Source organism: Paenibacillus sp. 32O-W (assembly GCF_007679495.1).
In the GTDB taxonomy this organism is placed as follows: Bacteria; Bacillota; Bacilli; order Paenibacillales; family NBRC-103111; genus Paenibacillus_L; species Paenibacillus_L residui.
The window spans coordinates 13,143-36,271 of sequence record NZ_VEGP01000015.1; the positions used below are offsets into that span (position 1 = coordinate 13,143).

Genomic DNA, 23,129 nt, shown 5'->3' on the forward strand with positions numbered 1-23,129 from the left:
ATTTGAAGCTCAAAAGCATGTATTTTTGCAGCAATTTTTTCCAACCAAGCCACAACTCATTCAAAAGATGTAAAATTGCAGGTTTTCTACCAATGCTGAAGGATGCCTCGTCTAAGTTCATAACGCACAACATGTTTGCCTGTCGAACCAGTTATTGGCATAAACCAACCTTTATCGCAGAGTGATTTGAGCATGCGCACTGCAGTGCGTTGGTTGATGTTTAAATGAGTTTTCACATCGATGGGACGCAGAGCACGAGCAAGCATAAAGGCAAGACGGACGATTTCTCGTTCCGCCACACTATCCACGCTGACAGAAGAAGAATCGGGGTGGTAGCGGCTAAGAACCATGCGCAGCAAAGTAATGCACAACTCAGGTCGGTTAGCGACGTCGTCGTAAGCGAAGGAAATCACCTGAAACCCTAGAGCCGATAAAAAAGTTTCCCGGTTCAACTCGTTGCAATATTTTCGCCTATCCATATCACGTACATGGGGGCCGAAGCCTTTGATTTCTATAATCAGCTTCACATGCCGCGAAAGCCAGGCAAAGTCGCAGAAATAGGATAATCCCCGCCAATCCAGCACTTCGAATTCCGGGTGCAGATCATTGAAGTTCTCATGCAGCGGCCACCATATGTTGCGGCAGAATAATTTCTCGGCTTCCCGGTGTCCCCGAGCGAGACGATCTCTTCGTTCTCCCGCTCTTCTTTGCAAATGATACTGGATAAACTCAGTATGGGCCTCTTCGAAATTCATCCGGGCTATAGCACCTCCCTGATAAAATAAAGAACGTCCCGGTTCCATTCATATAGGAATGGATCGGGACGTTCTTCGTCACTTAAAAATTATTATAATGGAAAATAGATCAATTAACCAGCTCAGAGTTAGGTGTTAATTCGGCCAAGGGACGTAGTTAATCGCACATGCCCTTGACAGCAACACCACATGAATGAATTAACCTCTTCACTTAAAGGTGAATGTTTTGGTATTAAATTTACCAACCTACGCTTTTTCCGGGGCGCTTTAAGGCGCTGCATAGCAGGTTGTCAGAGCCCATGTCATCGCTGCTAATTCATTCTACAGAGCGCTTGATCATCAAAGGCATTTTCGCTCTTCTTCCAGATAATCCGGTGCGCAGCTTCCTGCCTAACGGCCAGGCGACTTCAATGCTCATAATTATGAATAACCGCGACGGCCGCGCCTAGTGATTGCATGTACGGCTGTTCGTTGAACTCGATTTTAGTTTTGCTCAGAGGAATCTCCAGAGCGTTGGCCGCAAGATAATTCAGCGAGGCCTGTTTGAAATAAGCGTTCGAATTATACGGGCTGTCAATGACTATGAGGCCAGGATTCATAATGTTGATTACACTGATTAATGCCACGCCCAAATATTTACCGTATTGCTTCAGCAGATCATCCATTTGCTCCTGGGCGGGAGCCTGCTCGTGCTCGGACATCCATTGGGCGTAGGAGCGGATGCTGATCATCTGCTCCAGACAGCCGGTTTGGCCGCAGCTGCACTGCGGTCCCGCTGGCTCCACAGGAAGATGGCCGATCTCCCCCGAAGTCCAGCTGACCCCGTCCCAAATTTGTCCGTGTTGAAAGAAGGCCCCGGCGATCCCTTCACCAATGCGAATATAAAAGAAGCTGGGGTTATGGTGAAGCTCTTCCGTTAACGAAGCGCATAAGGCCGTCATTTTCACGCTGTTTTGGATAGTTAGGGAAATATGCTCGGGAAGCGCGGCGGATTGGGTGAGCAAGGAATGGAGGGGGACATCCTTCCATTCCAGCTTCGTGGAAACATACACAATGCCCTCATCCGTATTTACGATTCCGGGGATGCCTATACCCACGCCAATCAATCCGTCATGTGCTTGCTTGGTCCTTTGAATGAGCCGGGTCAGGCAGGCAACTACTTCGCCTACCTGCCGGCTGTCCACTTTATCGGAGCCTTTATCGATGATATTGAGGCAATAATCCGTTACAACGTAATCAACGGATTCGTTGGATAGAGTAACACCGAGCGATTTGAAGGCATCGGCATTAAGCTCGATCAATATTTTGGGACGGCCCACTCTACGGCTGTCCTTGATCCCAACTTCTTTAATCACGCCTTCATGGATAAATTGATCGACGATTAAGGAGATTGTATTTTTACTGACCCCCATTAGCTTGGCCAGATCTTTTCTGGAGGTTTGCTTATGTTTCCTGAGTAAATGGATAAGCTTCTTCTGATTTTGCTCTCTTAACAAGCCAGGCCCTTTGATTGCCATAATGATCCCTCTTTTCTCTATCTATCCTCTTAGCATGAGGATATCAGGAAAGAGCTATATTTGGCTAATTCCATTCGCAGTTCAGGGGTGTGCCGCATTTATATAGCTACTTTGCCATGTCTTTGGCCAAATCTTCATCACTTTTGCTGATGGATTGCAGCAGGTCTTCAATTTCCGGCCGTACCGGTTTGCCCCGGTTAATAAGCCCCATCCAGATGAAGATAATACCGGCAGTGAAGACAGGTGCCCCGATTTCAATATATAGTGGCCATTCGACAACCACCTTGGTAAAGGCGAACATAATGAACCCGCCAAGAATGGAAGCTATTGCGGCTTTGGAATCGCTGTGTTTGAAGGCCGGCAGCAGTCCGAGCAGCATTGGAATGGAAACCGGGCCTACCAGAGCGGCGAACCAAGTGATCAGCAGGCCGAGTACGCCGCCGAACACGTCGGAATAAATAGCGATCACGAGTGTAATAAATGTAAAGGTAAACGTAGTAATCCGCGCAATTTTCAACGAAAGCTTCTGATCGATGCCTCTGAACTTTTTGTTCATGACCGGCAGAATATCCCGCGTGATGACCGCCGAGATGGTATTGGCATCAGAGGAGGTCATGGACATGGTTGCCGCAAACAAGGAAGCGAGTACAAGTCCGATAAGTCCAACCGGCAGAAGCTCTTGAGTCAGCAGGGAATAGGACTGATCCGGTTGGCTGAGACCCGGCAGAATAATTGGCGCTGCCCACATCGGGAAGAACAAAATAAGCGGCCAAATAAGATAAAGAATACCCGAGAGCAAACCGGCACGCTTCGCTTCTTTGCCTGAAGGAGAAGAGATATACCGCGCTGCAAGGTTCCAAGTACCGCCGTTGTAGCTTAAGAAGACAACGAAAACGTATACAATGACATAGCCGAGAGAATAAGGCTCGTTAAACGGCTGGCTGTTGGCCGGAGGGAGCTGATCCCACATACCGGTAATGGAGCTTATGCCGCCGAGAGTTTGCACCACGACAACGAACATGACAATTCCCGCGATAATTTGTACGACAAATTGGGCAAAGTCCGTCCAGATGTCCGCCCATAATCCGCCCACGGTAATATAAATGAGCGAGACAATCCCCGAGATTAAAATTCCGTAAATAATCGGGATGCCTGTAAAGCCGTTGAGCAGGATACCGATAGCCGCCCATTTGGCACCGACATCAAACAGCTTCAGCAAAACTCCGCTCCAGGCAATTAGCTGCTGAGTCGGAATATTGAATCGCATGGCCAAATATTCGGTGGGGGATTCAATATCCAGCTTCGTTCTTAATTTGGCCCAGCGGGGAGCCATAATATAAGCGCCTGCAATGACTGAAATAGCAATCGGAATAGCCCACCATACATATAAGCTGAATCCATGGGTATATGCAAGGCCGGCGTAAGCTACAAACACCGCTCCGCTATAACCGGAAACGTGATGAGAAATTCCGGATAACCACCAAGGCAGCTTTCCTCCGGCAACGAAGAAATCTTTAGATCCTTGCACTTTCTTGAAAGCAGAAAAACCAATGAAGACCATCAATAAGAAATATAAACCGATAACGCCCCAATCTAATCCACTCAAATGTCATTCCTCCTTGGTGTATGCGTTTACATGTTATATTAGTCATAATACATGACTAATTAAAGAATAGCAATAATTTGTTCATGAATTTATTATATGAATTTGTTTGGGTTTTTTGGCAAAAAAATCTGGAGAAATTGACCGCTAGTCAATGTGTTTAATTGTAAACAATATATTTATTGAAAAAAAATAATATTAAAAATAAAGTAAATTTTCTGATATCTATTGCAATATTGATCAATACAAACGATAATATTTATTAGATTAAGAAAACGCTTTCTACGTAAATTGTAACTGTTTGTTACATTTTTGCTCGAGCTATTGTAGAAACAAGCCGGGTATGAAAAATTGAATATCTTAAGTTTGGGAATAGGTATGACGGGTAGAGACGATGAGAAAACCCGGTGCTGAATACGAACAATTAGGGACTGTATTTTGTTCGCTTGGTACTGTTTTCTTATTGTCTTTTTTTGTTGCACTTTATGAGGGACAACGACTGCCGGTCCCGCGAGGCTTCATCCAGGCTTTACATTAACTTAACGAAAACCGGGAGGTATTTTCCTTGACAGCCCACCTGTAATGAGATAATTTTATTACAAAAAAATTCACTTAATTGGAAATATTGTCACTTCCTCTTCGCGTTATTCTGCTCCTTTAGTAACACGACCACATCAAGTAAAGGATTAGCCTTAACAGGAAAGTATTGTACAGCGGAATCAAAAATAGGATGTTAAAGAACGAATTTATCTAACAATGAAGCTCCGGATATTCGAGGGGGTGAAAAATGCATTAAGGGAAGTCACTTTATGGAAAGCGCTATCATAATTATGTTATCAAAATGATTGAGTAAAGCCGGCGCATATTGCAATTTGATGCAAGCAAAGAATGAAAGCGCTATTATATTTCTCCGTCATAGAGAAAGAGCTTGTCTTCTTAGGAGAAACCAATGATAACATTTCCGTTACAAAAAAAGAGGTGAATGAATCGTTGCCAAATCCAACCGTTCCTAATTCAGCGCCGGCAACCCGGCCTTCTAAATTGTCCCGCTTTTTAAAGCCGTTTCGTAAAAATTGGGAGCTCTACGTCATTATTTCTCCGGTTATCCTTTATTACATCATTTTTGAGTATTTCCCAATGTACGGGGTTCAGATTGCCTTCAAAAACTTTATAGCCACGAAAGGAATATGGGGAAGTCCATGGGTCGGATTCAGACATTTTGAAAGGTTTTTCGACAGCTATTATTTTTGGAGACTGATCAAGAATACTCTCGGCATCAGCTTGTATCAGCTGGTCGTAGGTTTTCCCGCTCCGATTATTCTGGCCTTGATGATTAATGAAGTGCGCATGAAGTATTTCCGTAAATTCGTACAGACGGTGACGTACGCTCCTCACTTTCTATCCACCGTCGTGCTGGTCGGAATGCTCCTTATGTTCCTGTCGCCGCAGAGCGGTTTGGTTAATCAAATTATCGTCTTCTTCGGCGGAGAGCCGATTGCTTTCATGTCCGAGCCGAAGTGGTTCAAGACGATTTATGTGTTGTCAGGTGTCTGGCAGCAAATGGGCTGGAGCTCCATTATTTATTTGGCTGCCCTGGCCGGGATAGATCCGCAACTGCATGAAGCCGCCAAGGTGGACGGAGCGACCCGTCTGCAGCGAATCTGGCATGTGAATCTGCCGGGGATTCTGCCGACCATTGTCATTCTGCTGATCCTGAATGTGGGATCGATCATGGGAGTCGGCTTTGAGAAAGTGTTCCTGATGCAAAACTCGCTAAATATGGAAGCCTCGGATGTTATAGCGACTTATGTATATCGTAGCGGGATTCTGGGGGCGCAGTACAGCTTCTCGGCTGCGGTCGGCTTGTTCAACGCTGTGATTAACTTTATTTTGCTGGTGCTGGTCAATTTTACGGCGAGAAAGCTTAACGAAACCAGCCTATGGTGACAGGAGGGCGGAATATATGGTAGATCATTCCCGGGGAGACAAAGTATTCGATTTCGTCAATACGCTGCTGCTGATCGTGCTTACTATCGTTGTGCTGTATCCGCTCGTCTTTGTTCTCAGCGCATCGATAAGCAGCCCGAATGCAGTGGTTAAAGGGGAGCTTTGGCTGCTGCCCAAAGATATAACCTTCGTTGGCTATCAAAGAATTTTCGAGAATAACGACATCATTACGGGATACCGCAACACAATTTTCTATACCTTGCTGGGAACGGCAATCAATCTGGTCATGACAACGTGCGCGGCTTATCCGCTGTCACGCCGAGACTTTAAGGGGCGCAACGTGATTACGGCATTCATAGTGTTTACGATGTTCTTCAGCGGAGGTTTGATTCCGGTTTATCTGTTGGTTAAAAATCTCGGAATGCTTAATACCTTCTGGGCGCTGGTTATTCCGAATGCGGTATCCGTCTGGAACATCGTCATTATGAGAACCTTCTTCCAGAGCAGCATTCCGTACGAAATCCAGGAGGCCGCTTCGATTGACGGCTGCAATAACTTTCAGATCTTATTCAGAGTGGTGCTGCCGTTATCCATGCCTATTATAGCGGTGATGATTCTCTTCTATGCGGTTGGCCACTGGAATGCTTTCTTTAATGCGTTGATTTATTTAACGGACCGTGCCAAGTATCCCCTTCAATTGGTCCTGAGGGAAATTCTTATTCAAGGACAGATGCAGGATATGATCGATATGGCCGACGATTCGCTTGCCAAGAAGGTCATGGAGGTTGAGGCGATCAAATATGCGGTCGTCGTTGTCGCCAACTTGCCGGTTCTCGCGCTGTATCCCTTCTTGCAGAAGTATTTCGTCAAAGGGGTTATGATCGGCGCATTGAAAGGTTAGCCCGTATGAACTGCGGACAGCCGTCTTCAGATGCAGGCGGCATTCCGCTTCATAAAAATACATTTTTAAACTCTATCTCAGGGAGGTCTAGAAATGAAAGTTAAGAAGTGGGGAGCTGTTATGCTGACAGCAACTATGTCCGTATCTTTATTGGCAGCATGCGGCGGAGGCGGCGGTAACGGCAGCGGGAGCGGGAGCGGTACAGAGGGAGGCGGAGGTGACGGAGGGACGCCCAAGGAGGAAAGCAACTTCAATGCGACCGGGTTTCCGATAATGAAAGAACCGATAAACCTGGCCTTCTTCACTGGAAAGTCGGCGACAACCGCCAATAACTGGAATGAGACGATGCTTTGGCAGGAATATGCGAAGATGACAAATATTAATGTGGATTTTCAACTGGTCCCCTTCGATAACTTGACGGAACGACGCAATTTGGTTCTGGCCGGCGGAGATTACCCGGATGCCTTCCATACCGCCCGGATTACTACTCAGGACCTGGCCAAGTACGGCTCTCAGGGGATATTTATCCCATTGAATGATCTGATTGACAAGTATGCCCCCAACCTCAAGAAATTAATGGATGAAAATCCCGATCTGCGCAAGGGGATGACCTTGCCCGACGGAAATATATACGGAATGCCGACGATTTACGACCCGGATTTTACTTCCGTTCTGATCGGAGCGAAGCTTTGGTATAACAAAGAATGGCTGGATGCCCTGGGCATCAAGGAGCCGGAAACGGTGGATGAATTTTATGAGTTTCTTGTAGCCATTAAGAAGACGGATCTGAACGGGAACGGGAAGCCGGATGAAATTCCGTTCGGTTCTTACAGTATCTCGGATGTGATCCTCAAGCTTAGCGGGTATTGGGGCTTGATGAACCGCGGGGTAGCCAATAGCAATATCGATATGGACCCGGAGACGGACAAGCTTCGCTATGTTCCGGCTGACGAACGGTACAAGGATTTGCTGCAATTTTTAAATATGTTATATACGGAAGGCTTGTTGGAGCCGGAGATCTTTACACTGAAGGCTAATGAATTCTTTGCCAAAGGTGCGGAAAATACTTACGGGGTCGTACTTACGACAAGCCCGGAGACTCTGATGAATCAGAAGAGCTTCGTTGGCTTGCCGGCACTGCAAGGGCCGTTCGGAGATCGCCTTGTGCCCAGCCGTTCTTCACTTACCGGGGCTGGAGCGTTCGTCATTACCGACAAGAATAAATATCCGGAAGCCACTGTCCGCTGGATGGACTATTTCTATAGCGAGGAAGGCAACAAGATGTTCTTCATGGGCTTCAAGGATAAGAGCTATATAGAAACAGCGGATGGACAAATTGAATATACGGATGAAATTAAGAACAATCCGCAAGGACTCACCTTGGAACAGGCGCTGGTTAAATATGTGACATGGCCGGGCGGCAGCTATCCGGGAATTGTCCGGCAGAAATATTTCAAAGGGGCAGAATCCTTGCCTGCTTCTATAGAAGCAACCGACAAGCTGGAGCCGTATTTGACCAAAGAGGTGTGGCCGGTATTTACCTTTACGGAGGAGGAGTCCGAAAGATATCAGTCTCTGCACCCGGATATCAATGCTTATATGGAAGAGATGAGAGCGAAATTTATTACCGGGGCAGTCCCGTTCTCGGAATGGGATACCTACGTGGATACGCTTAAAAAGATGGGGTTAGCCGAGTATTTGGAAATTTATTCGACGGCATACGAAAGATATAAATCAAGCTAATCGGCTGCATAGATGTAAGGCCCGGGATCTCTGTCCCGGGCACTTAATATTTCATCGGAAAACGCGCCTGTCCAAAGGACGGCGTTAGCCGTTTATCCTTGCGTCGCTATTTCTGCCGATATTTAAGAATAGAAAAGCCCATTATTAACCATCCTAATGGAAAATATGGAAGTATGACCGTTAGGAGGGAAACTAATGGACGATTATAATACGGAAGGACCTTCCCTATTAGGGTTTCTGTCGTTCATCGTTATTCTCAGCTATGTCATTGTGACTGTGGCTAACGGAGGGGCGTCTTCCGAGGATTCTCTCCTGCAGGAGACAACCGCCGAGTCGGAAGCCGTTGCTCCGGGCCCCCTCGCGAAGTAACGTATTGCCCCTCTTTCGAGGTTAAGTCAGGGGGGCTCTCCCCTGATAGGATGCGTAAAAGAATACATACGTTCACTTTGCGGGACATTTCCCCAAAACGATCAAATATCCCCGTCCACATATTCGGCAAAATCCCCGACTTCCCACTGCAAGAGCGGAGAGGGTTCCCCTTCGTACAGCACCCACAGCTCATGGAGCGCTCTTGTTGCTCCTACATACAGCAGCTTGGCATCCTGGATGCCGCCGTCATAATGGAAGGAATCGACATCGAGCAGAAGCACCGCATCGAATTCCAGTCCCTTGGCCAAATACACCGGCAGAACCGATAGCCCCCCGGCGTATTCCGTCTTATCCGCTTGGATAAGAGTGGCTGAGATCCCTGCAGCCTCCAGCGCCGCATGAATTTCTGCGGATCGTTCGCCGGTTCGGGTAATGACGGCCGCTGTTTCGGAGGAGCCTTTCCGAAGTTGAATCGTCATTTTCTTGACCCAATCGACGGTTTGCCCTTCAGAGAGCCGGACCAGCTTAACTTTCTCCCCGCTGCGGAATACAGGGACCGCCGGACGGAAACTCTCGAAATATTCCGAGAGGACGGCGTTGGCGAACCGGATGATTTCCATTGTAGATCGGTAGCTTCTGCTTAACCGGTAGAAAGCGGATTGATCTTCCGGAAACAGCTCGATGAAGGCTTCCCATTGCTCTATTCCCTGGTAGGAATGAATGCCCTGCGCCAAATCGCCGAGAATAGTGAAGGAATCCCCGGGGGTATGAAGCTTCAGCAGGACGATCTGGAATGGGGAGAAATCCTGGGCTTCATCAATGACTACATGGTCAAATCGGAGTCCGCTTATACCGTATAAACGATGGCGTATATAAACAAGGGGTGCCAAGTCTTCCCACATCGCTTGTTTCTTCTTCAATATTTTGGCCGTAAGCTCCGCCACGGGGCGGGGAATCCGGGCTAATAAAGAAGGGGGAAAATCAATCAGCCGCTTGGCCGGGTCAAAGAGCTGGGAGTAGAAAGTGAGAGGAGTCATCTCGTGCCAGCCCTTGGCGAAGGCTCTCCACTTGGCATTGGCCTTCTTCTTGTACTCTTTCTTCAGATGGGCCTCCCATATATTATCGAGCTCCATCTCCTGCCATCTTTTGATCCGGGCTAAGGTGCGTTCCCTCTTCCTGGCCAGAGGCTCATGCCGGTTATCCACGTAATACCAATGGCGGATAGTTGCGGCCGGCAGCAAGCTTCCGGGGAGAGGCTCATAGTCCTGCGAGGGGACACCATTCTCATCGTAGTATTGGAGAGCACTGTCGATCAGATCCTTGAAGGCTGTGGAGCCTTTATATAGTCCGGGGATCTGTTCATGGATTGATGGACGATCGGGACCGGGCCTGAACCAATAAGCGAGATGGGGGGAGGGGTCGGCTGGAGTCACTTCGTTATCAAGCAGTTCGAGCGCCCAATCCGTGAACGTAGTTTGTTGAATGTCCCCTACACCCAATTCGGGGAGCACACCCGAGATGTAATCCAGGAACATCCGGTTAGGGGCGAAGATGATCATGCGTTCGGCACGGATATTCTCCCGGTATTGATATAATAAATAGGCTAGACGGTGCAGGGCGACGGTCGTTTTACCGCTTCCTGCCACTCCCTGAATGACCAGCGCCGTATTTTTGGGTGCGCGGATAATTTGATCCTGCTCGGATTGAATCGTGGAAACAATGTCTCTAAGTCGATGATCCTTGTTCTCTCCTAACCGGTAAAGGAGAAATTCATCCGTTACTCCCAGGTTGGCGCTGCCCCGGACGTAAGTGTCCACCACTCTCGACAGTTCCCGGTTTCGGACCACCAGATTGCGTTTAAGATGGACGGTTCCGGATATCGGGCCGTCGGGCGAAACATAGGTTGCAGGGCCGTCTCCGCCGGTATAGGAATAGAACAGGCTCGCAATCGGCGCCCTCCAGTCAACCACTAGCGGATTATCGGAATCTTCATCCTCTGTTCCGGATTTGCCGATATAGAGCGGCTGCTTCTGTTCGCTGCCTTCCTCCTGGAAATCGAGACGGCCGAAGTACGGCTCCACCAGAGCCTTAGCCAGCTTCTGCCGGGCCTTCTCCCGGGCAGATTCGAGCGCCTGCTCCGTGAAGTCTGTTCCGTAATACCTTGCAATCGCTTCCAGCTCTTGGAGCCGGGACTCGAGAACGGACAGAGTCCGCTCCAGATGATGACGTTCCTCTTGATAGGCACTTTGACGGGTAGAATCCAAATCAGTTACCTCCATACGGGAAACCGGCGACCTGACGCTTCAGGCGGGTTGCGCCTAATCAGGCAATTTCAAGTTCACCGCGCTTCGCCATCGTTTTATTTTGTGGGTATTTTTAGAGAAAGTGTTAACTATATCATAAATTGTTGTGTTTTTCAAGATGCTATTTAAACTAAGAAAAAGCGCACTGGAAGCTCAAAAATTCGTCTGTTCGGCGCATGTGCTGAATGCAAATTTCTCTAAATGTTAACAAAGTTTACCGTGATTTGGTCGACAATAAAGCCTGGCCTTCATATAATTAAGATAGAGGGAATTTTTTTATTGAGTCGTTCGATAATGAGAATCATTATCGCTCTGTGGCGGTAGTAAGCCCTGAGGAGTAAGCGAGTATATAATTTCTCGTGTAATATCATTTTTGCAGTCATCTGCCTTCTCGATCCGGCCCGGCCGAATGGAGAAATAAATTTATATTGGACCGGAACATAACAGCCTGTGAAGATGTCGTATATATAAAGATGGTTTTGTGGGATTAATTTATTACGAGCGGATGATCGGAGGCAGGAGCTATGGGTCTTAATTCGAAGTGCAAGACCTGCGCTAAAGAAATATCGAAGACAACCAAATGGTGCCCGCATTGCGGGGACAGCCAGTTAGAGCCATATACTCAGAGAGTCATGTTTCTACTTACAGGGGCGGCTGTTTTATTCCTGCTTGCCGGTTTGGTGGGAGGTTTTGTAACCGCTATCATTAAAAAGTTCTAAAAGTCGGGCTTTTTATTTTTAAATGATGGAATTTTGGAGCGATGGGAAGAATAGAGAGTAATTCTTCTATCGCTCTTTTTGACGTGCTTATGGATGATTGTAGCCGCCATTGGGATAAATGTTAAAGTTTCGTTAACGTCCGCTCGAACGGTGTAGAATAAAGTCAAAAAATATTTACGAAATCTCAATTTTTTATGGTATCATTTGAATGTTGTTTCATTCTCGAAACAAATGACAGACGAAAATAAGCCTCTGGCATTCCATAAATTCTGCAAAAGTTAATACTTAATAGGGGGATCCGGCGTGACTGTTATTATTATAATTGTCTTACTGGCGCTTATTTTTGATTTTATCAACGGGTTTCATGATACGGCCAATGCCATAGCTACCTCGGTATCTACCAAAGCCTTGACACCCCGAGTCGCAATTATGTACGCGGCGGTTCTCAATTTCGTCGGTGCTATCCTGTTCGAAGGAGTGGCCAAGAATGTAGGGGGGAGCATTGCCGATCCTTTCCATATCGAGAATGGTATGCAAATTGTCATTGCAGCATTAATATCCGCTATCGTCTGGAACTTGGTAACGTGGTATTTCGGTATTCCTTCTTCTTCCTCTCATACATTGATTGGATCGTTGGGAGGGGCTGTCTTCGCCGGAGCCGGGATGGATGCGATTAATTGGACCGGCTTCAACAAAATCATCATTATACTTATTCTATCTCCGATCATCGCGTTTGCGGTCGGCTTTATCGTGCTGCATATTATTCGCTGGATTATCCTTCTGTTGGGGAATCGCTCACCCAGCAAGGTTAACCGCAATTTCCGTCTGATGCAGATCGTATCTGCCGGTGCGCAGGCCTTCTCCCATGGCGCGAACGACGCTCAGAAGGCGATGGGGATTATCGTCTTTGCCCTGGTGGCAGGAGATTTCCAACAGGAGCTGCATGTGCCTTTCTGGGTTAAGGCAGCCGCGGCTACCGCGATGGGACTTGGAACAGCCTTCGGCGGAATGAAGATTATCAAAACCGTAAGTAAGAAAATTATTAAAATCGAGCCGATGAATGGATTTGCTTCGGACTTGACATCTACCGTCGTTCTGCAGACCGCTACACATTTCGGAATGCCCTTATCGACAACACATGTCATTACGTCGGCTATTATCGGGACAGGCAGTGCCGTCCGCTACCGTTCTATCAATTGGGGAACCGTCGGACGGATGATTATGACCTGGGTCATTACGATTCCTATCTCCATGGTTCTGGCCTATGTCATTTATAAGCTGGTCAATTTATTCTAGGCCTGCAACGGATACTTTTCGTGTGTAACTGATTGCAATAGATGGTTCAATAACGGAAGATAATCTCCTTCCAAGCTCAGAGTGCCGATAGTCATCGGCACTCTCGCAGTTGAAGCTATTGCTGCACCGTTATTTCGCCTGTCGTACCGTTCATCGTCACGATCTGACTGTCGCGACTACCAACGGGATCCGATATTCTTGGGCGATGCTCAGCGGAATGGGATAGAATCCCGCCCGAGGTGTTATGAGTACTATAAGCCGTTCGGCGGCATGACATTATACCATCCGCACTATCCGTTTGTAACAAGCGACAACAAGCGTTTTAGGTTTTCATCAATAAATTGATTGTCGGCACTGTGGATTCCGCGACCGGCAATATGGCCCCAGATCGAATCGATCGGATTAAAAACAGCATTAGGTATAAGGTTAGCCTCGTATTCGTTATCGTCCGCTGAGCAGAAGAGATCCGTACTCCCCGGCATAATGCAGGCAAGCGCCTTAATGCTTTTGAGTGCCTTATCGAAATCTCCGTTATAGGTCGGGTTTGCACTAATATCTGCATTTTGGCCCGTCCACAACATGGCCAATACATTGTGCGGATCCATCTTCATAAAGCTATCTTCCCAGACGCCAGCCACAAAATCTTCCAATGAGTCATATCCCAACTCACGATAAAGTTCCTCTCTGTAAAATGCCTGCGATAAGCCCCATCCCGCATAGACACGACCAACGGCGCGCATATCTGCAGAAGTCAACTGATTTAGTTTACTTAAATCGAAGCCTACTGCAGCCATGAGTGCAGCTTTCATCCCGTCCAGAACTACATACGTGTGAGGCCAGGTCTTGGCAATTCCGGCGAAAGGCGCAATTCGTTCCACCATGTCGGGATAACTTGCCCCCCACTGAAATGCTTGAATGCCTCCCATTGACCATCCAACGACGAGAGCGATTTTTTGAATGCCGAATTTTTCGGTCACCAGCCGATGCTGGAATTTAACGTTGTCATAGATGGTTACCTGCGGAAAATTAGCCCGGTCGAATGGAGGAGGCGTGTTACTGGGAGACGAAGATAATCCGTTGCCAAGCAGATTGGGAACGATAATGAAATATTTTTGCGGATCTAGTGCCATGCCGTTTCCAATCAACCATTCATTCTGAGGATGCTGGTCGCCAAAAGCGGTTGGATAGACGATGACATTATCTTTCTTTTCATTCAATCTTCCATAAGTTTTATAAGCAAGAAAAGCGCTTGGTAATGTCACTCCTGATTGCAGGGTTACGTCACCCAAATCAAAAATCTCATAATCCATCGTATTGTCTCTCCCTTCAAAATGAAACATACCTCTAGAATGTCTTTCTTGTTGTTAGTATAGATCTGTGATAGTCTCAAGAAAAGTGAATAGAATTCAATCTAATGTTCAATTATATTGAAAGTGAAAGGGGATCGTATGATGGAATTGCGCCAACTGATTACGTTCTGTACGGTTGCATCCACTTTAAATTTCAGTCGGGCTGCGGAAGTGCTGAACTATGTCCCCTCCAATGTCACGATGCAAATAAAAGCATTGGAGGATGAGCTAGGTGTTCGTCTCTTTGACCGCTTGGGCAAGCAGCTCGTTCTCACAAGCGCAGGTAAACGCTTATTACCTCATATCCAAGGCGTGCTAAACAAATTGGACGAAGCTCGCAGCGTCGTTCATGACAATGAAGATTTAAGCGGCACCCTAACGATAAGTGCCAACGAGGTTCTTTGCGCCTACCGGCTTCCTGTTGTCTTTCACCTATTTCGTTCGCGCCATCCGGGAGTGCGTCTCATCTTCCGTTCCGTTCCAAATCAAGAGCTCAAGCAAACGCTCCTTGAGGGAACCGCGGATGTCGTCTTTATGCTGGACGAATCCATTCGCTCAAGCGGACTTGCAGTGGAGCCGCTGGTGGAAGAAACTTTCCGCTTATTCGTCGCTCCAGACCATCCACTCGCGAAACTGGATGTACTGCGGCTGGAGGATTTTCACGGACAAGTGTTCCTTACGAATGAAAAGGGTTGTCCCTATCGAACCATGTTTGACCGGCAATTTGAGAAAGAGGGCATTGATAGTATTACGTATTTAGAGTTTCATAATGCCGAAGCCATTAAACAATGTGCCATTACGGGAATCGGTATCGCCTTTCTTCCTGAAGTAACAGCGGTGGCCGAAGTTGAACGGGGCGATCTTGTTGCTCTTCCTTGGCAAATTCCGGACCTGCACGTGTATACACAGATGTTATGGCATAAAGACAAATGGCTTTCACCTATCATCTTATCTTTCATAGAAGCAGCAAGGGAGGTTCTAGCTATAGAGGAGAGGAATAAAAGTGAAATGGAAATGGTGAAGCGTTAAAAACGGCCTATAGGGGCTATAATGCTATAGATCTTAATTGGGAAGCTTGAAACGGATCGCATCCGGATAACGTAATAGAGTAATAAAAGAAAGCTTCTAGCGAGGCTATTATAAGCAAAACGGTTTCGGTTTATCTTGAAAGAAAGAAGGGAAGCCATGCAAACCGAACAAACATCCATATCCACACAGGAATCCGCCGGGACTTCACCACTCAATCCGGACGAACTGTTACGGGTTAACATAGAGCGGGCAGGATACGCTGAACGGGATGGAGTCATTAAAGAGATTCAATTCTCCATCCGCCCCGGGCAATTAGTTGGACTGATAGGCCCCAACGGGGCCGGTAAGAGCACGACCGTAAAAGCTATTTTAGGCCTCCTCCAGGATTTCCGCGGCGAAATTTCGATGGCTGGAACTTATTCTTATATTCCCGAGCAGCCGATTCTCTATGATCAACTGACCTTGTGGGAGCATCTGGAGCTGGCCGCCAGCGCCTGGGAGTTGGATCAGAACGTATTCGAGGCAAGGGCGGAGAGGCTGCTGGCCACCTTCAGAATGACGGAGGTCCGCCATCATCTCCCGTCCAGCTTCTCCAAAGGGATGCAGCAGAAGGTCATGCTCATCCTGGCGTTTCTGCACGAGCCCGCCCTCTATATCGTGGATGAGCCTTTCATAGGGCTGGATCCCCGGGCAATTAAAGATTTTCTCGATATGCTGAATGAGAAACGCAAGCAGGGCGCCGGTGTGTTAATGTCGACACACGTGCTGGATACGGCGGAGAGGATATGCGATTCCTTCCTGCTTATGAATGAAGGGCGATTGGCCGCCCGGGGCGATCTGGAATCGATTCAGCAGCAATGCGGTCTGCCGGGCGAAACGCTCTTTGAATGCTTCAACTCCCTATTGTGAACCCGAATCACCAATTGTTATAGATACAGGGCGGCCTAATAACCTGAAAGGGATCAGGACTGTCCGAAACAGGAGAAGAGATACCATGATCACACCGAAGCTATTGGTTAGGCGGAGAATTAAAGAGAACGCCGGATTTCAGTGGAAAGCTCTAAGGCAGGCCGTGGACTGGACTGTGGCGCTGTATATTGTCATTCCCGCGCTGTTCTTCGCAGGGCTGCAATATTATACCTGGATATCGTCCCCTCCGGATTGGTTCGCCTTCATTCCTTTCCCGCTATGTGCTTTCGTACTGTTTTTATATGTCTGTTCGGGTAAGCTCCGATTTTTTCTGGAAAATGCCGACCAGTTGATTTTGCTGCAGCATCCTCACTGGATCAGGGAGCTCCGGAGAACGGGACTGATCTACAGTCTGACGAAACAGTTCCTGTTGACGGCCCTCATAATGGCTTTGCTGGCTCCTTTTTTGATACGGATTTATTCGGTTAATGTTCCGTATGTCGTTTGGCTCGGTATCTTTACCTTTCTAAGCAAATGGAATTTGCAGCTCATTCAGAAATGGCTGGACAGCAGGTATCCGGGCTTGAGAAATCTTTGGCTGCATATCGTTTGGTTCGTCATTTCCTGCGCCGTTTATATCTCCGTCAGTTATTGGCTCCTGCCGATTCAGCCGCTGGCTCTTCTAATATCCCTTGTGCTTGTATTAACAGGACAGATCCTATGGCGGAGCAAGGTAGGGGATCTGAGAACGATCCAGCAGGATATCAAGAGTGATTACGAAGCGAAAATGCTGCTGGCGGGCTTTATTCTCGCTTACTCCGTTCCCGCACGGCCGAAATCCAGCCGCAAACGCCCTTTCTTGTTCCGTTCTTCCAACCGGCTGTTTAAGAAGAGAAACTCAGTTAACGGATTGGCCGAGGCGGGGATTAAATTATTTTTCCGGAATAGATCGTCGGTGATGCTGTACATTCAGCTGGTTTCCGTCTGTTCCTTCGCCATGCTGACCCTGCCTGACCCGATGAAATGGGTGCTTTGGCTGGCGGCGGCATTTCTGCTGGCGAGCATGGTGAAGCTTGCGGCGAAAGAGACCCGGTCCGGCCCCTTGCTCGGAATGTTCCCGTGGAAGGACGGAGTGATTCGCGAGGCGGCCCGCAAATCGGTGGGCTTGGCGGTAATTCCCGGTTTTGCGGTGATCAGCGCGGTGATGGGGGCGGCTCTATTTTCCTGGTGGGGGGCTCTGCTGCTGCTACCCGTTGGAGGGATGTTCGCTTATTGGGCAGCGGGTGTCCTGACGATGTTTGAAAAATAACCGGAAAAATCCGGATCAAGTACAGGATTAAGAACGGCCGATGCAAATGGGGGGTATTAAGCTTCTTCCTAAAGGTTAACCTATCATTAACTACGACCATGCTTAGGAGTTGATCTTAATGAAAGATACCGTTGCCTTTGAGTTCGATCAGCCCGGATCGGCCGCTCAGGCTTGCGATATGCTGAATGAGCTGGGTTATAAAAGCAAAGCGGTAGTCCATATTACAATTGAGCAAGGAGATCTTACCTCCGCATTGGAAATTGCCCAGGCATATGGCGGCCGATTGCGGGAAACGCAGAACGGTCAAGAAGAAACGGTGCTGGCCTCGGCCTATGACATGGATGCGGTCCCTATTCCTGCTCATACCGTGAACGAGGACTGGCCGGAGCAATATCTTCATTCGGATGGGGAGCTATTATCGGATGACACTCCAGGGGACGAAGAACAAGAGCCGTTCGATCCGTCCGGGGAAGATTATAACCATTTTTCCGCAGGGGTCCATCTGTAAACCCAGGCATTGACAACGAAAATAAAACGAGGTATAACTATTATTAAATTAATTTTCTGATAAATTCGTTGAAGAGAAAGAGTAGGCTGTGATTTTGTTCCCCAGAGAGTTGGCATGCCGCTGAAAGCCAATGTTCAGAACATAGCTGAAAATCATCTCAGAGAAGTAAAGCTGAACGTTCGTAGTAAGCTTTACCGGGAGTCCGCCGTTACAAGGAACGCGTATGATGGTACGTTGCAGAGTGTCGCAGTGCTTGTTTGCGTATTTTATTGGAGCAGGCACGGCGGAATTAGGGTGGTATCGCGAGCTAAAGTCTCGTCCCTTTGTTGGGGCGGGGCTTTTTTATTTGCTGCTGCAATTAAATTCTGTTGAACACGCTCCTCAAGCTCCGGCTCTGCAGCCCGGTTTGAAGTCCGTTGCAACATTTATTAAGTAACAATCCTTGGAAGGAAAAGGAAGGGGCCAAAAATAATGAACAAATCGAACACGAAAAAAGCGGTCGGCATGGAAGACATCGTTTATGCGCATCATGTGCTGAAGGAAGTGATTGTGCGAACCCCGCTGCAGAGGGACAAGATTTTGTCGGACCGCTATGAGTGCAATGTATTCTTGAAAAGAGAGGATCTGCAGGTCGTCCGGTCCTTCAAAATCCGGGGGGCTTATCATCTGATCCGTACCTTGCCGGAGGAGGATCTGGCTCGCGGAATCGTATGCGCAAGCGCAGGAAATCATGCCCAGGGGGTAGCTCATTCCTGTAATCTTCTGCAGATTCAGGGGAAAATCTTTATGCCCAGCACAACCCCAAGGCAGAAGGTCAAGCAAGTGAAGCTGTTCGGAGGCCCATACGTAGAAGTCATTCTGACCGGGGATACCTTCGATGACGCCTACTCCGAAGCGATAAAAACCTGTGAACAATTCGGCATGACCTTTATTCATCCGTTCGATGATCCCCAGATTGTAGCGGGCAACGGAACCGTCGGAATGGAAATATTGGAGAGCATGGACGGTGCCGTCGATTATCTGTTCGTTACCGTTGGCGGCGGCGGATTGGCTTCCGGGGTAGGCACCTACGTCAAGACGATCAGTCCCGCAACCCGGGTGATCGGCGTGGAACCGAGCGGGGCTCCTTCCATGAGTCAGGCGATAGCGAATAACGAAGTGGTTACGCTGGATAACATCGATAAATTCGTTGACGGGGCCGCGGTCAAACGGGTAGGAGAGCTGACCAGCGCCATCTGTAAAGAGGTGCTGGATGATGTGCTGCTAGTGCCGGAGGGCAAGGTCTGCACCACCATTCTTGATTTGTACAATGAAAATGCCATTGTGGCCGAGCCGGCCGGCGCCCTTGCCATCGCCGCACTGGACCTGTACCAGGAGCAAATCCGCGGCAAGAATGTCGTCTGCATTGTGAGCGGGGGTAACAACGATATTGACCGGATGCAGGAGATTAAAGAACGGTCTCTGATTTACGAAGGCTTGAAGCATTACTTTACCGTCAATTTCCCGCAGCGCGCAGGGGCATTACGTGAATTTCTGGATGATGTGCTCGGTCCGAACGATGATATTACCCGCTTCGAATATACGAAGAAGCACAACAAGGATAACGGGCCGGCGCTTGTCGGAATTGAATTGAAGAGCCGGGAGGACTACAAGCCTCTTATCGACAGAATGGAGAAGAAAGGCTTCCAATACGTCGAGCTGAACAAAGACCCGGTTCTGTTCAATCTGTTGATCTGAACGGGACCTATGGATTGGAAGAAGAAAGGGGACAACGTTTATGAAACCGGTGGACGTAAAGGAAAAAGCCAGAGAACGGGAACGAAGAATCCTGAAGGAATGGGAAAAGAACGGCACGTTTGCCCAATCCGTAGAACAGGCAGCCGGCCGGCCGAATTTTGTGTTCTATGAAGGGCCCCCAACGGCCAATGGAGCGCCGCATATCGGGCACGTACTCGGCAGGGTCATCAAAGATTTTATCGGCCGCTACAAGACGATGACGGGCTACCGGGTCGTCCGCAAAGCCGGCTGGGATACGCACGGGCTTCCGGTAGAGCTTGGAGTTGAGAAGCAGCTGGGCATCTCGGGCAAACAGGAAATCGAACGCTATGGCGTAGCGAAATTCGTGGACCGGTGCAAGGCCAGCGTTTTCGAATATGAGAAGCAGTGGCGGGATTTGACTGAGGCCATCGGATATTGGACCGATCTGGATAACCCCTACGTGACGCTGACCAATGATTACATCGAAAGTGTCTGGTACATTTTGTCTCAGATTCATGGGAAGGGGCTGCTTTACAAAGGACACCGCGTCAGCCCATACTGCCCAAGCTGTCAGACATCGCTCAGCTCCCATGAAGTCGCGCAAGGCTATGAGGATGTCAAAGATTTAAGTGCCACGGTCAAATTTGCTTCCATGACGACAGGCGACCTCTTCCTCGCATGGACGACCACCCCTTGGACCTTGCCGGCCAATACGGCACTGGCGGTTAATCCCAAGCTTTCCTATGCGAGAGTCCGGCAGGGGGATGAAGTGTTCATCGTGGCCGAGAATCGTGTCGCACAAGTTATGAACGGCGATTATGAGATTTTATCGGTACACCGGGGTTCCGAATTAATCGGGACGGCTTACCGGCCTCCCTTCGATTTCGCTTCGGTCGAACAGGGCCATATCGTTATAGGAGCCGATTTCGTCAGCGATGCGAATGGAACGGGGATTGTCCATATCGCTCCGGCACACGGGGAAGATGATTACCGGGCCTGCCAGGAGAACGGCATCAGCATGCTGCAGGTCGTGGACTCCTCCGGCCGATATGTGGAGGCTGTGCAGCCGTTCGCCGGCCGCTTCGTCAAAGATTGCGACGTCGATATCGTGAAGGACCTTGCCTCCCGGAACCTGCTGTTTTCCAAGGAGCGCTATGAGCATAGCTATCCGTTCTGCTGGCGCTGCAAATCTCCGCTGCTGTATTATGCGATGGAAAGCTGGTTCATCAAGACAACAGCCGTCAAAGAGAAGCTTATCGAGAACAACAGGCAGGTCGATTGGTATCCGGGCCATATAAGGGAAGGGAGGTTCGGCAAATTTCTGGAGGAGCTGGTGGATTGGAACATCAGCCGCAACCGTTACTGGGGAACCCCTCTGAATGTATGGCTGTGCCGTGATTGCGGCTGCGAATACGCACCGGAGTCCCGGGAAGATTTGCGGCGCCGTGCAGCGGCCCCTCTGGGGACGGATATCGAGCTGCATAAGCCGTATGTGGACGAAATCAGATTGAGCTGTCCGCAATGCTCCGGGGAGATGGAGCGCACCCCCGAAGTGATCGATGTTTGGTTTGACAGCGGATCGATGCCCTTTGCCCAGTACCATTACCCGTTCGGTGACGAGCGGGTATTCGAAGAACAATATCCCGCCGATATGATCTGCGAAGGAATTGATCAGACCCGGGGATGGTTCTTCAGTCTCCTGGCCGTTTCTACTCTGTTAAATGGCCGGGCTCCCTATAAAGCCGTCATGTCTACGGGACATATCCTCGACGAGAATGGTCAGAAAATGTCCAAGAGCAAGGGCAACGTCGTGGACCCCTGGGAAGTGATCGAGGAATTCGGCGCCGATGCGTTTCGTTGGGCTCTTCTGGCCGACAGCGCTCCGTGGAACAGCAAAAGATTCTCGAAGCAGCTTGTAGCGGAAGCCAAATCGAAGGTGATCGATACACTCACCAACGCCCATTCCTTCTATGTGCTGTATGCCGGAATCGACGGGTTCCGCCATGAGGAGCACGAAGCGCTGCGGCCGGACCACCCGCTGGACCGCTGGATTCTCTCCAGACTAAACAGCACCATTCAGGCGGCGGCACGCGGATTGGAAGGCTATGATTTCCTCAATCCGGCCAAAACTATAGAAGCGTTCATAGATGAACTGAGCAATTGGTACATCCGCCGCTCCCGGGACCGCTTCTGGGGAAGCGGCCTGACCAGGGACAAAATTTCCGCTTACCAGACATTGAGGACCGTTCTTCTGACGGTTAGCCGGCTGATCGCTCCATATTCCCCGTTTATCGCGGAAGATTTGTACCTCAATCTGGGAGGGGAGAAGTCCAGCGTCCATCTGGCGCCATTCCCCGTATATGATGAAGCGCAGATCGACCCTGGTCTGGAGCAGGGGATGGGAACCGCCCGCAAGATTGTAGAGTTGGCCCGTAGTGTTCGCAACGAAACCGGGATCAAAACGAGACAGCCATTATCCGGACTTACGGTGACACTGGCCGACGACTTCGATCTTGCTGCCTATGAGGAAACCATTGCGGAAGAAATCAATGTGAAGACCGTTCAACGATCCGATGATCTGGAGCGCTTCGTAGACTATACCGTCAAGCTGAATTGGAAAATGGCCGGTCCCAAATTCGGTAAGGCGGCCTCGGCAATACAACGGCGTCTGCAGGACTTGAGCCCCGACGAGATTCGGGAGGAACTGAGTAAGGGCTTCTTCGAATGGATGGAAGACGGGGAAGCGATGAGGGTTGAATTGGATGAGCTGCTGGTGGATCAGCGTCCCAAAGAAGGCTTTGCTTCCGCATCCGGAGCGGGGATCACCGTCACCCTCGATACCCGCCTTACCCTTGAACTTGTGCAGGAGGGAGCAGTGCGCGAGCTGGTAAGGGCGGTTCAGGATCAGCGGAAAAAAATGAAGCTGCCCATCGATAAGCGGATTCGACTGGTTATCGATGGGGATGATGAAGGGAAGCAGGCCGTTCGCCGTTTTGAGCAGGTGTTAAGGGAAGGCGTCCTTATATCCGAATTGGAGTTCCGCCGCGTCGAAGAGATGGGGGATGTTCCAACGGACCATGGGAGAATTGCCTTTTCCATTGAATAAAGAGAACG

General features: G+C 48.9%; 16 protein-coding genes and 1 other annotated feature. Of the genes, 11 read left to right on the forward strand and 5 right to left on the reverse strand.

All coding sequences use genetic code 11. From position 1 onward, the window contains the following. Nucleotides 1–86 precede the first annotated feature (86 nt). From FS806_RS08285 to FS806_RS08295, 3 genes are all read right to left on the reverse strand, one after another. Nucleotides 87–755 carry a DUF559 domain-containing protein gene (locus FS806_RS08285; RefSeq protein WP_144934386.1) on the reverse strand — a complete coding sequence of 223 codons (669 nt, stop codon included), beginning with the start codon at nt 753–755 and terminating at the stop codon, nt 87–89. A 407-nt stretch (nt 756–1,162) separates the two neighbouring features. Then, on the reverse strand, nt 1,163–2,272 hold the full coding sequence (locus FS806_RS08290; protein ID WP_144934388.1) for an ROK family transcriptional regulator: 1,110 nt from the start codon (nt 2,270–2,272) through the stop codon (nt 1,163–1,165). Nucleotides 2,273–2,378: 106 nt separating this feature from the next. Then, complete coding sequence (locus tag FS806_RS08295) at nt 2,379–3,878, reverse strand: sodium:solute symporter family protein (protein WP_144934390.1); 1,500 nt, start codon at nt 3,876–3,878, stop codon at nt 2,379–2,381. 1,038 nt (nt 3,879–4,916) lie between these two features. On the opposite strand from FS806_RS08295, the gene FS806_RS08300 reads away from it, so the two are divergent. From FS806_RS08300 to FS806_RS25700, 4 genes are all read left to right on the forward strand, one after another. Continuing rightward, a complete protein-coding gene (locus FS806_RS08300) occupies nt 4,917–5,822 on the forward strand; it encodes an ABC transporter permease (protein ID WP_225312522.1) in 906 nt (301 codons plus the stop codon). Between the two features lie 16 nt (nt 5,823–5,838). After that, nucleotides 5,839–6,723 carry a carbohydrate ABC transporter permease gene (locus tag FS806_RS08305; protein ID WP_144934394.1) on the forward strand — a complete coding sequence of 295 codons (885 nt, stop codon included), beginning with the start codon at nt 5,839–5,841 and terminating at the stop codon, nt 6,721–6,723. 93 nt (nt 6,724–6,816) lie between these two features. Then, a complete protein-coding gene (locus FS806_RS08310) occupies nt 6,817–8,466 on the forward strand; it encodes an extracellular solute-binding protein (protein ID WP_144934396.1) in 1,650 nt (549 codons plus the stop codon). A 195-nt stretch (nt 8,467–8,661) separates the two neighbouring features. Continuing rightward, on the forward strand, nt 8,662–8,835 hold the full coding sequence (locus tag FS806_RS25700) for a hypothetical protein (protein ID WP_186328269.1): 174 nt from the start codon (nt 8,662–8,664) through the stop codon (nt 8,833–8,835). Between the two features lie 101 nt (nt 8,836–8,936). Here FS806_RS25700 and FS806_RS08315 read toward each other — a convergent pair whose 3' ends face one another. After that, nucleotides 8,937–11,099 (reverse strand): HelD family protein, encoded by a 2,163-nt coding sequence (locus tag FS806_RS08315; RefSeq protein WP_144934398.1) that lies wholly within the window; start codon nt 11,097–11,099, stop codon nt 8,937–8,939. Between the two features lie 1,061 nt (nt 11,100–12,160). Here FS806_RS08315 and FS806_RS08320 point away from each other — a divergent pair. Next, nucleotides 12,161–13,153: an inorganic phosphate transporter gene (locus FS806_RS08320; protein WP_144934400.1), complete on the forward strand. Its 993-nt coding sequence runs from the start codon at nt 12,161–12,163 to the stop codon at nt 13,151–13,153. 290 nt (nt 13,154–13,443) lie between these two features. On the opposite strand, the gene FS806_RS08325 is transcribed toward FS806_RS08320, so the two are convergent. Then, a complete protein-coding gene (locus FS806_RS08325) occupies nt 13,444–14,463 on the reverse strand; it encodes an alpha/beta fold hydrolase (RefSeq protein ID WP_144934402.1) in 1,020 nt (339 codons plus the stop codon). 141 nt (nt 14,464–14,604) lie between these two features. On the opposite strand from FS806_RS08325, the gene FS806_RS08330 reads away from it, so the two are divergent. From FS806_RS08330 to ileS, 6 genes are all read left to right on the forward strand, one after another. Further along, entirely contained in the window at nt 14,605–15,531 is a 927-nt protein-coding gene (locus FS806_RS08330) for a LysR family transcriptional regulator (protein ID WP_144934537.1), read from the forward strand. A gap of 156 nt (nt 15,532–15,687) precedes the next feature. Next, nucleotides 15,688–16,440 (forward strand): ABC transporter ATP-binding protein, encoded by a 753-nt coding sequence (locus FS806_RS08335; RefSeq protein ID WP_144934404.1) that lies wholly within the window; start codon nt 15,688–15,690, stop codon nt 16,438–16,440. 85 nt (nt 16,441–16,525) lie between these two features. Then, the gene (locus tag FS806_RS08340) at nt 16,526–17,749 is read left to right on the forward strand and encodes an ABC transporter permease (RefSeq protein WP_186328270.1); all 1,224 of its coding nucleotides are present in this window, start codon (nt 16,526–16,528) and stop codon (nt 17,747–17,749) included. Nucleotides 17,750–17,867: 118 nt separating this feature from the next. After that, nucleotides 17,868–18,257: a hypothetical protein gene (locus FS806_RS08345; RefSeq protein ID WP_144934408.1), complete on the forward strand. Its 390-nt coding sequence runs from the start codon at nt 17,868–17,870 to the stop codon at nt 18,255–18,257. Nucleotides 18,258–18,316: 59 nt separating this feature from the next. Beyond that, nucleotides 18,317–18,583, forward strand: a binding site (T-box leader). A 145-nt stretch (nt 18,584–18,728) separates the two neighbouring features. Further along, nucleotides 18,729–19,994 (forward strand): threonine ammonia-lyase IlvA, encoded by a 1,266-nt coding sequence (gene ilvA, locus FS806_RS08350; RefSeq protein ID WP_144934410.1) that lies wholly within the window; start codon nt 18,729–18,731, stop codon nt 19,992–19,994. 40 nt (nt 19,995–20,034) lie between these two features. Continuing rightward, the gene (gene ileS / locus FS806_RS08355) at nt 20,035–23,121 is read left to right on the forward strand and encodes an isoleucine--tRNA ligase (RefSeq protein ID WP_144934412.1); all 3,087 of its coding nucleotides are present in this window, start codon (nt 20,035–20,037) and stop codon (nt 23,119–23,121) included. The last annotated feature ends 8 nt before the right edge of the window (nt 23,122–23,129 follow it).

Coding starts and splice junctions, on each gene's coding strand:
- FS806_RS08340 (WP_186328270.1), top strand. CDS start 16,526: ATGATCACACCGAAGCTATTGGTTAGGCGGAGAATTAAAGAGAACGCC.
- FS806_RS08310 (WP_144934396.1), top strand. CDS start 6,817: ATGAAAGTTAAGAAGTGGGGAGCTGTTATGCTGACAGCAACTATGTCC.
- FS806_RS08290 (WP_144934388.1), bottom strand. CDS start 2,272: ATGGCAATCAAAGGGCCTGGCTTGTTAAGAGAGCAAAATCAGAAGAAG.
- FS806_RS25700 (WP_186328269.1), top strand. CDS start 8,662: ATGGACGATTATAATACGGAAGGACCTTCCCTATTAGGGTTTCTGTCG.
- ilvA (WP_144934410.1), top strand. CDS start 18,729: ATGAACAAATCGAACACGAAAAAAGCGGTCGGCATGGAAGACATCGTT.
- FS806_RS08345 (WP_144934408.1), top strand. CDS start 17,868: ATGAAAGATACCGTTGCCTTTGAGTTCGATCAGCCCGGATCGGCCGCT.
- FS806_RS08305 (WP_144934394.1), top strand. CDS start 5,839: ATGGTAGATCATTCCCGGGGAGACAAAGTATTCGATTTCGTCAATACG.
- FS806_RS08335 (WP_144934404.1), top strand. CDS start 15,688: ATGCAAACCGAACAAACATCCATATCCACACAGGAATCCGCCGGGACT.
- FS806_RS08285 (WP_144934386.1), bottom strand. CDS start 755: ATGAATTTCGAAGAGGCCCATACTGAGTTTATCCAGTATCATTTGCAA.
- ileS (WP_144934412.1), top strand. CDS start 20,035: ATGAAACCGGTGGACGTAAAGGAAAAAGCCAGAGAACGGGAACGAAGA.
- FS806_RS08330 (WP_144934537.1), top strand. CDS start 14,605: ATGGAATTGCGCCAACTGATTACGTTCTGTACGGTTGCATCCACTTTA.
- FS806_RS08325 (WP_144934402.1), bottom strand. CDS start 14,463: ATGGATTATGAGATTTTTGATTTGGGTGACGTAACCCTGCAATCAGGA.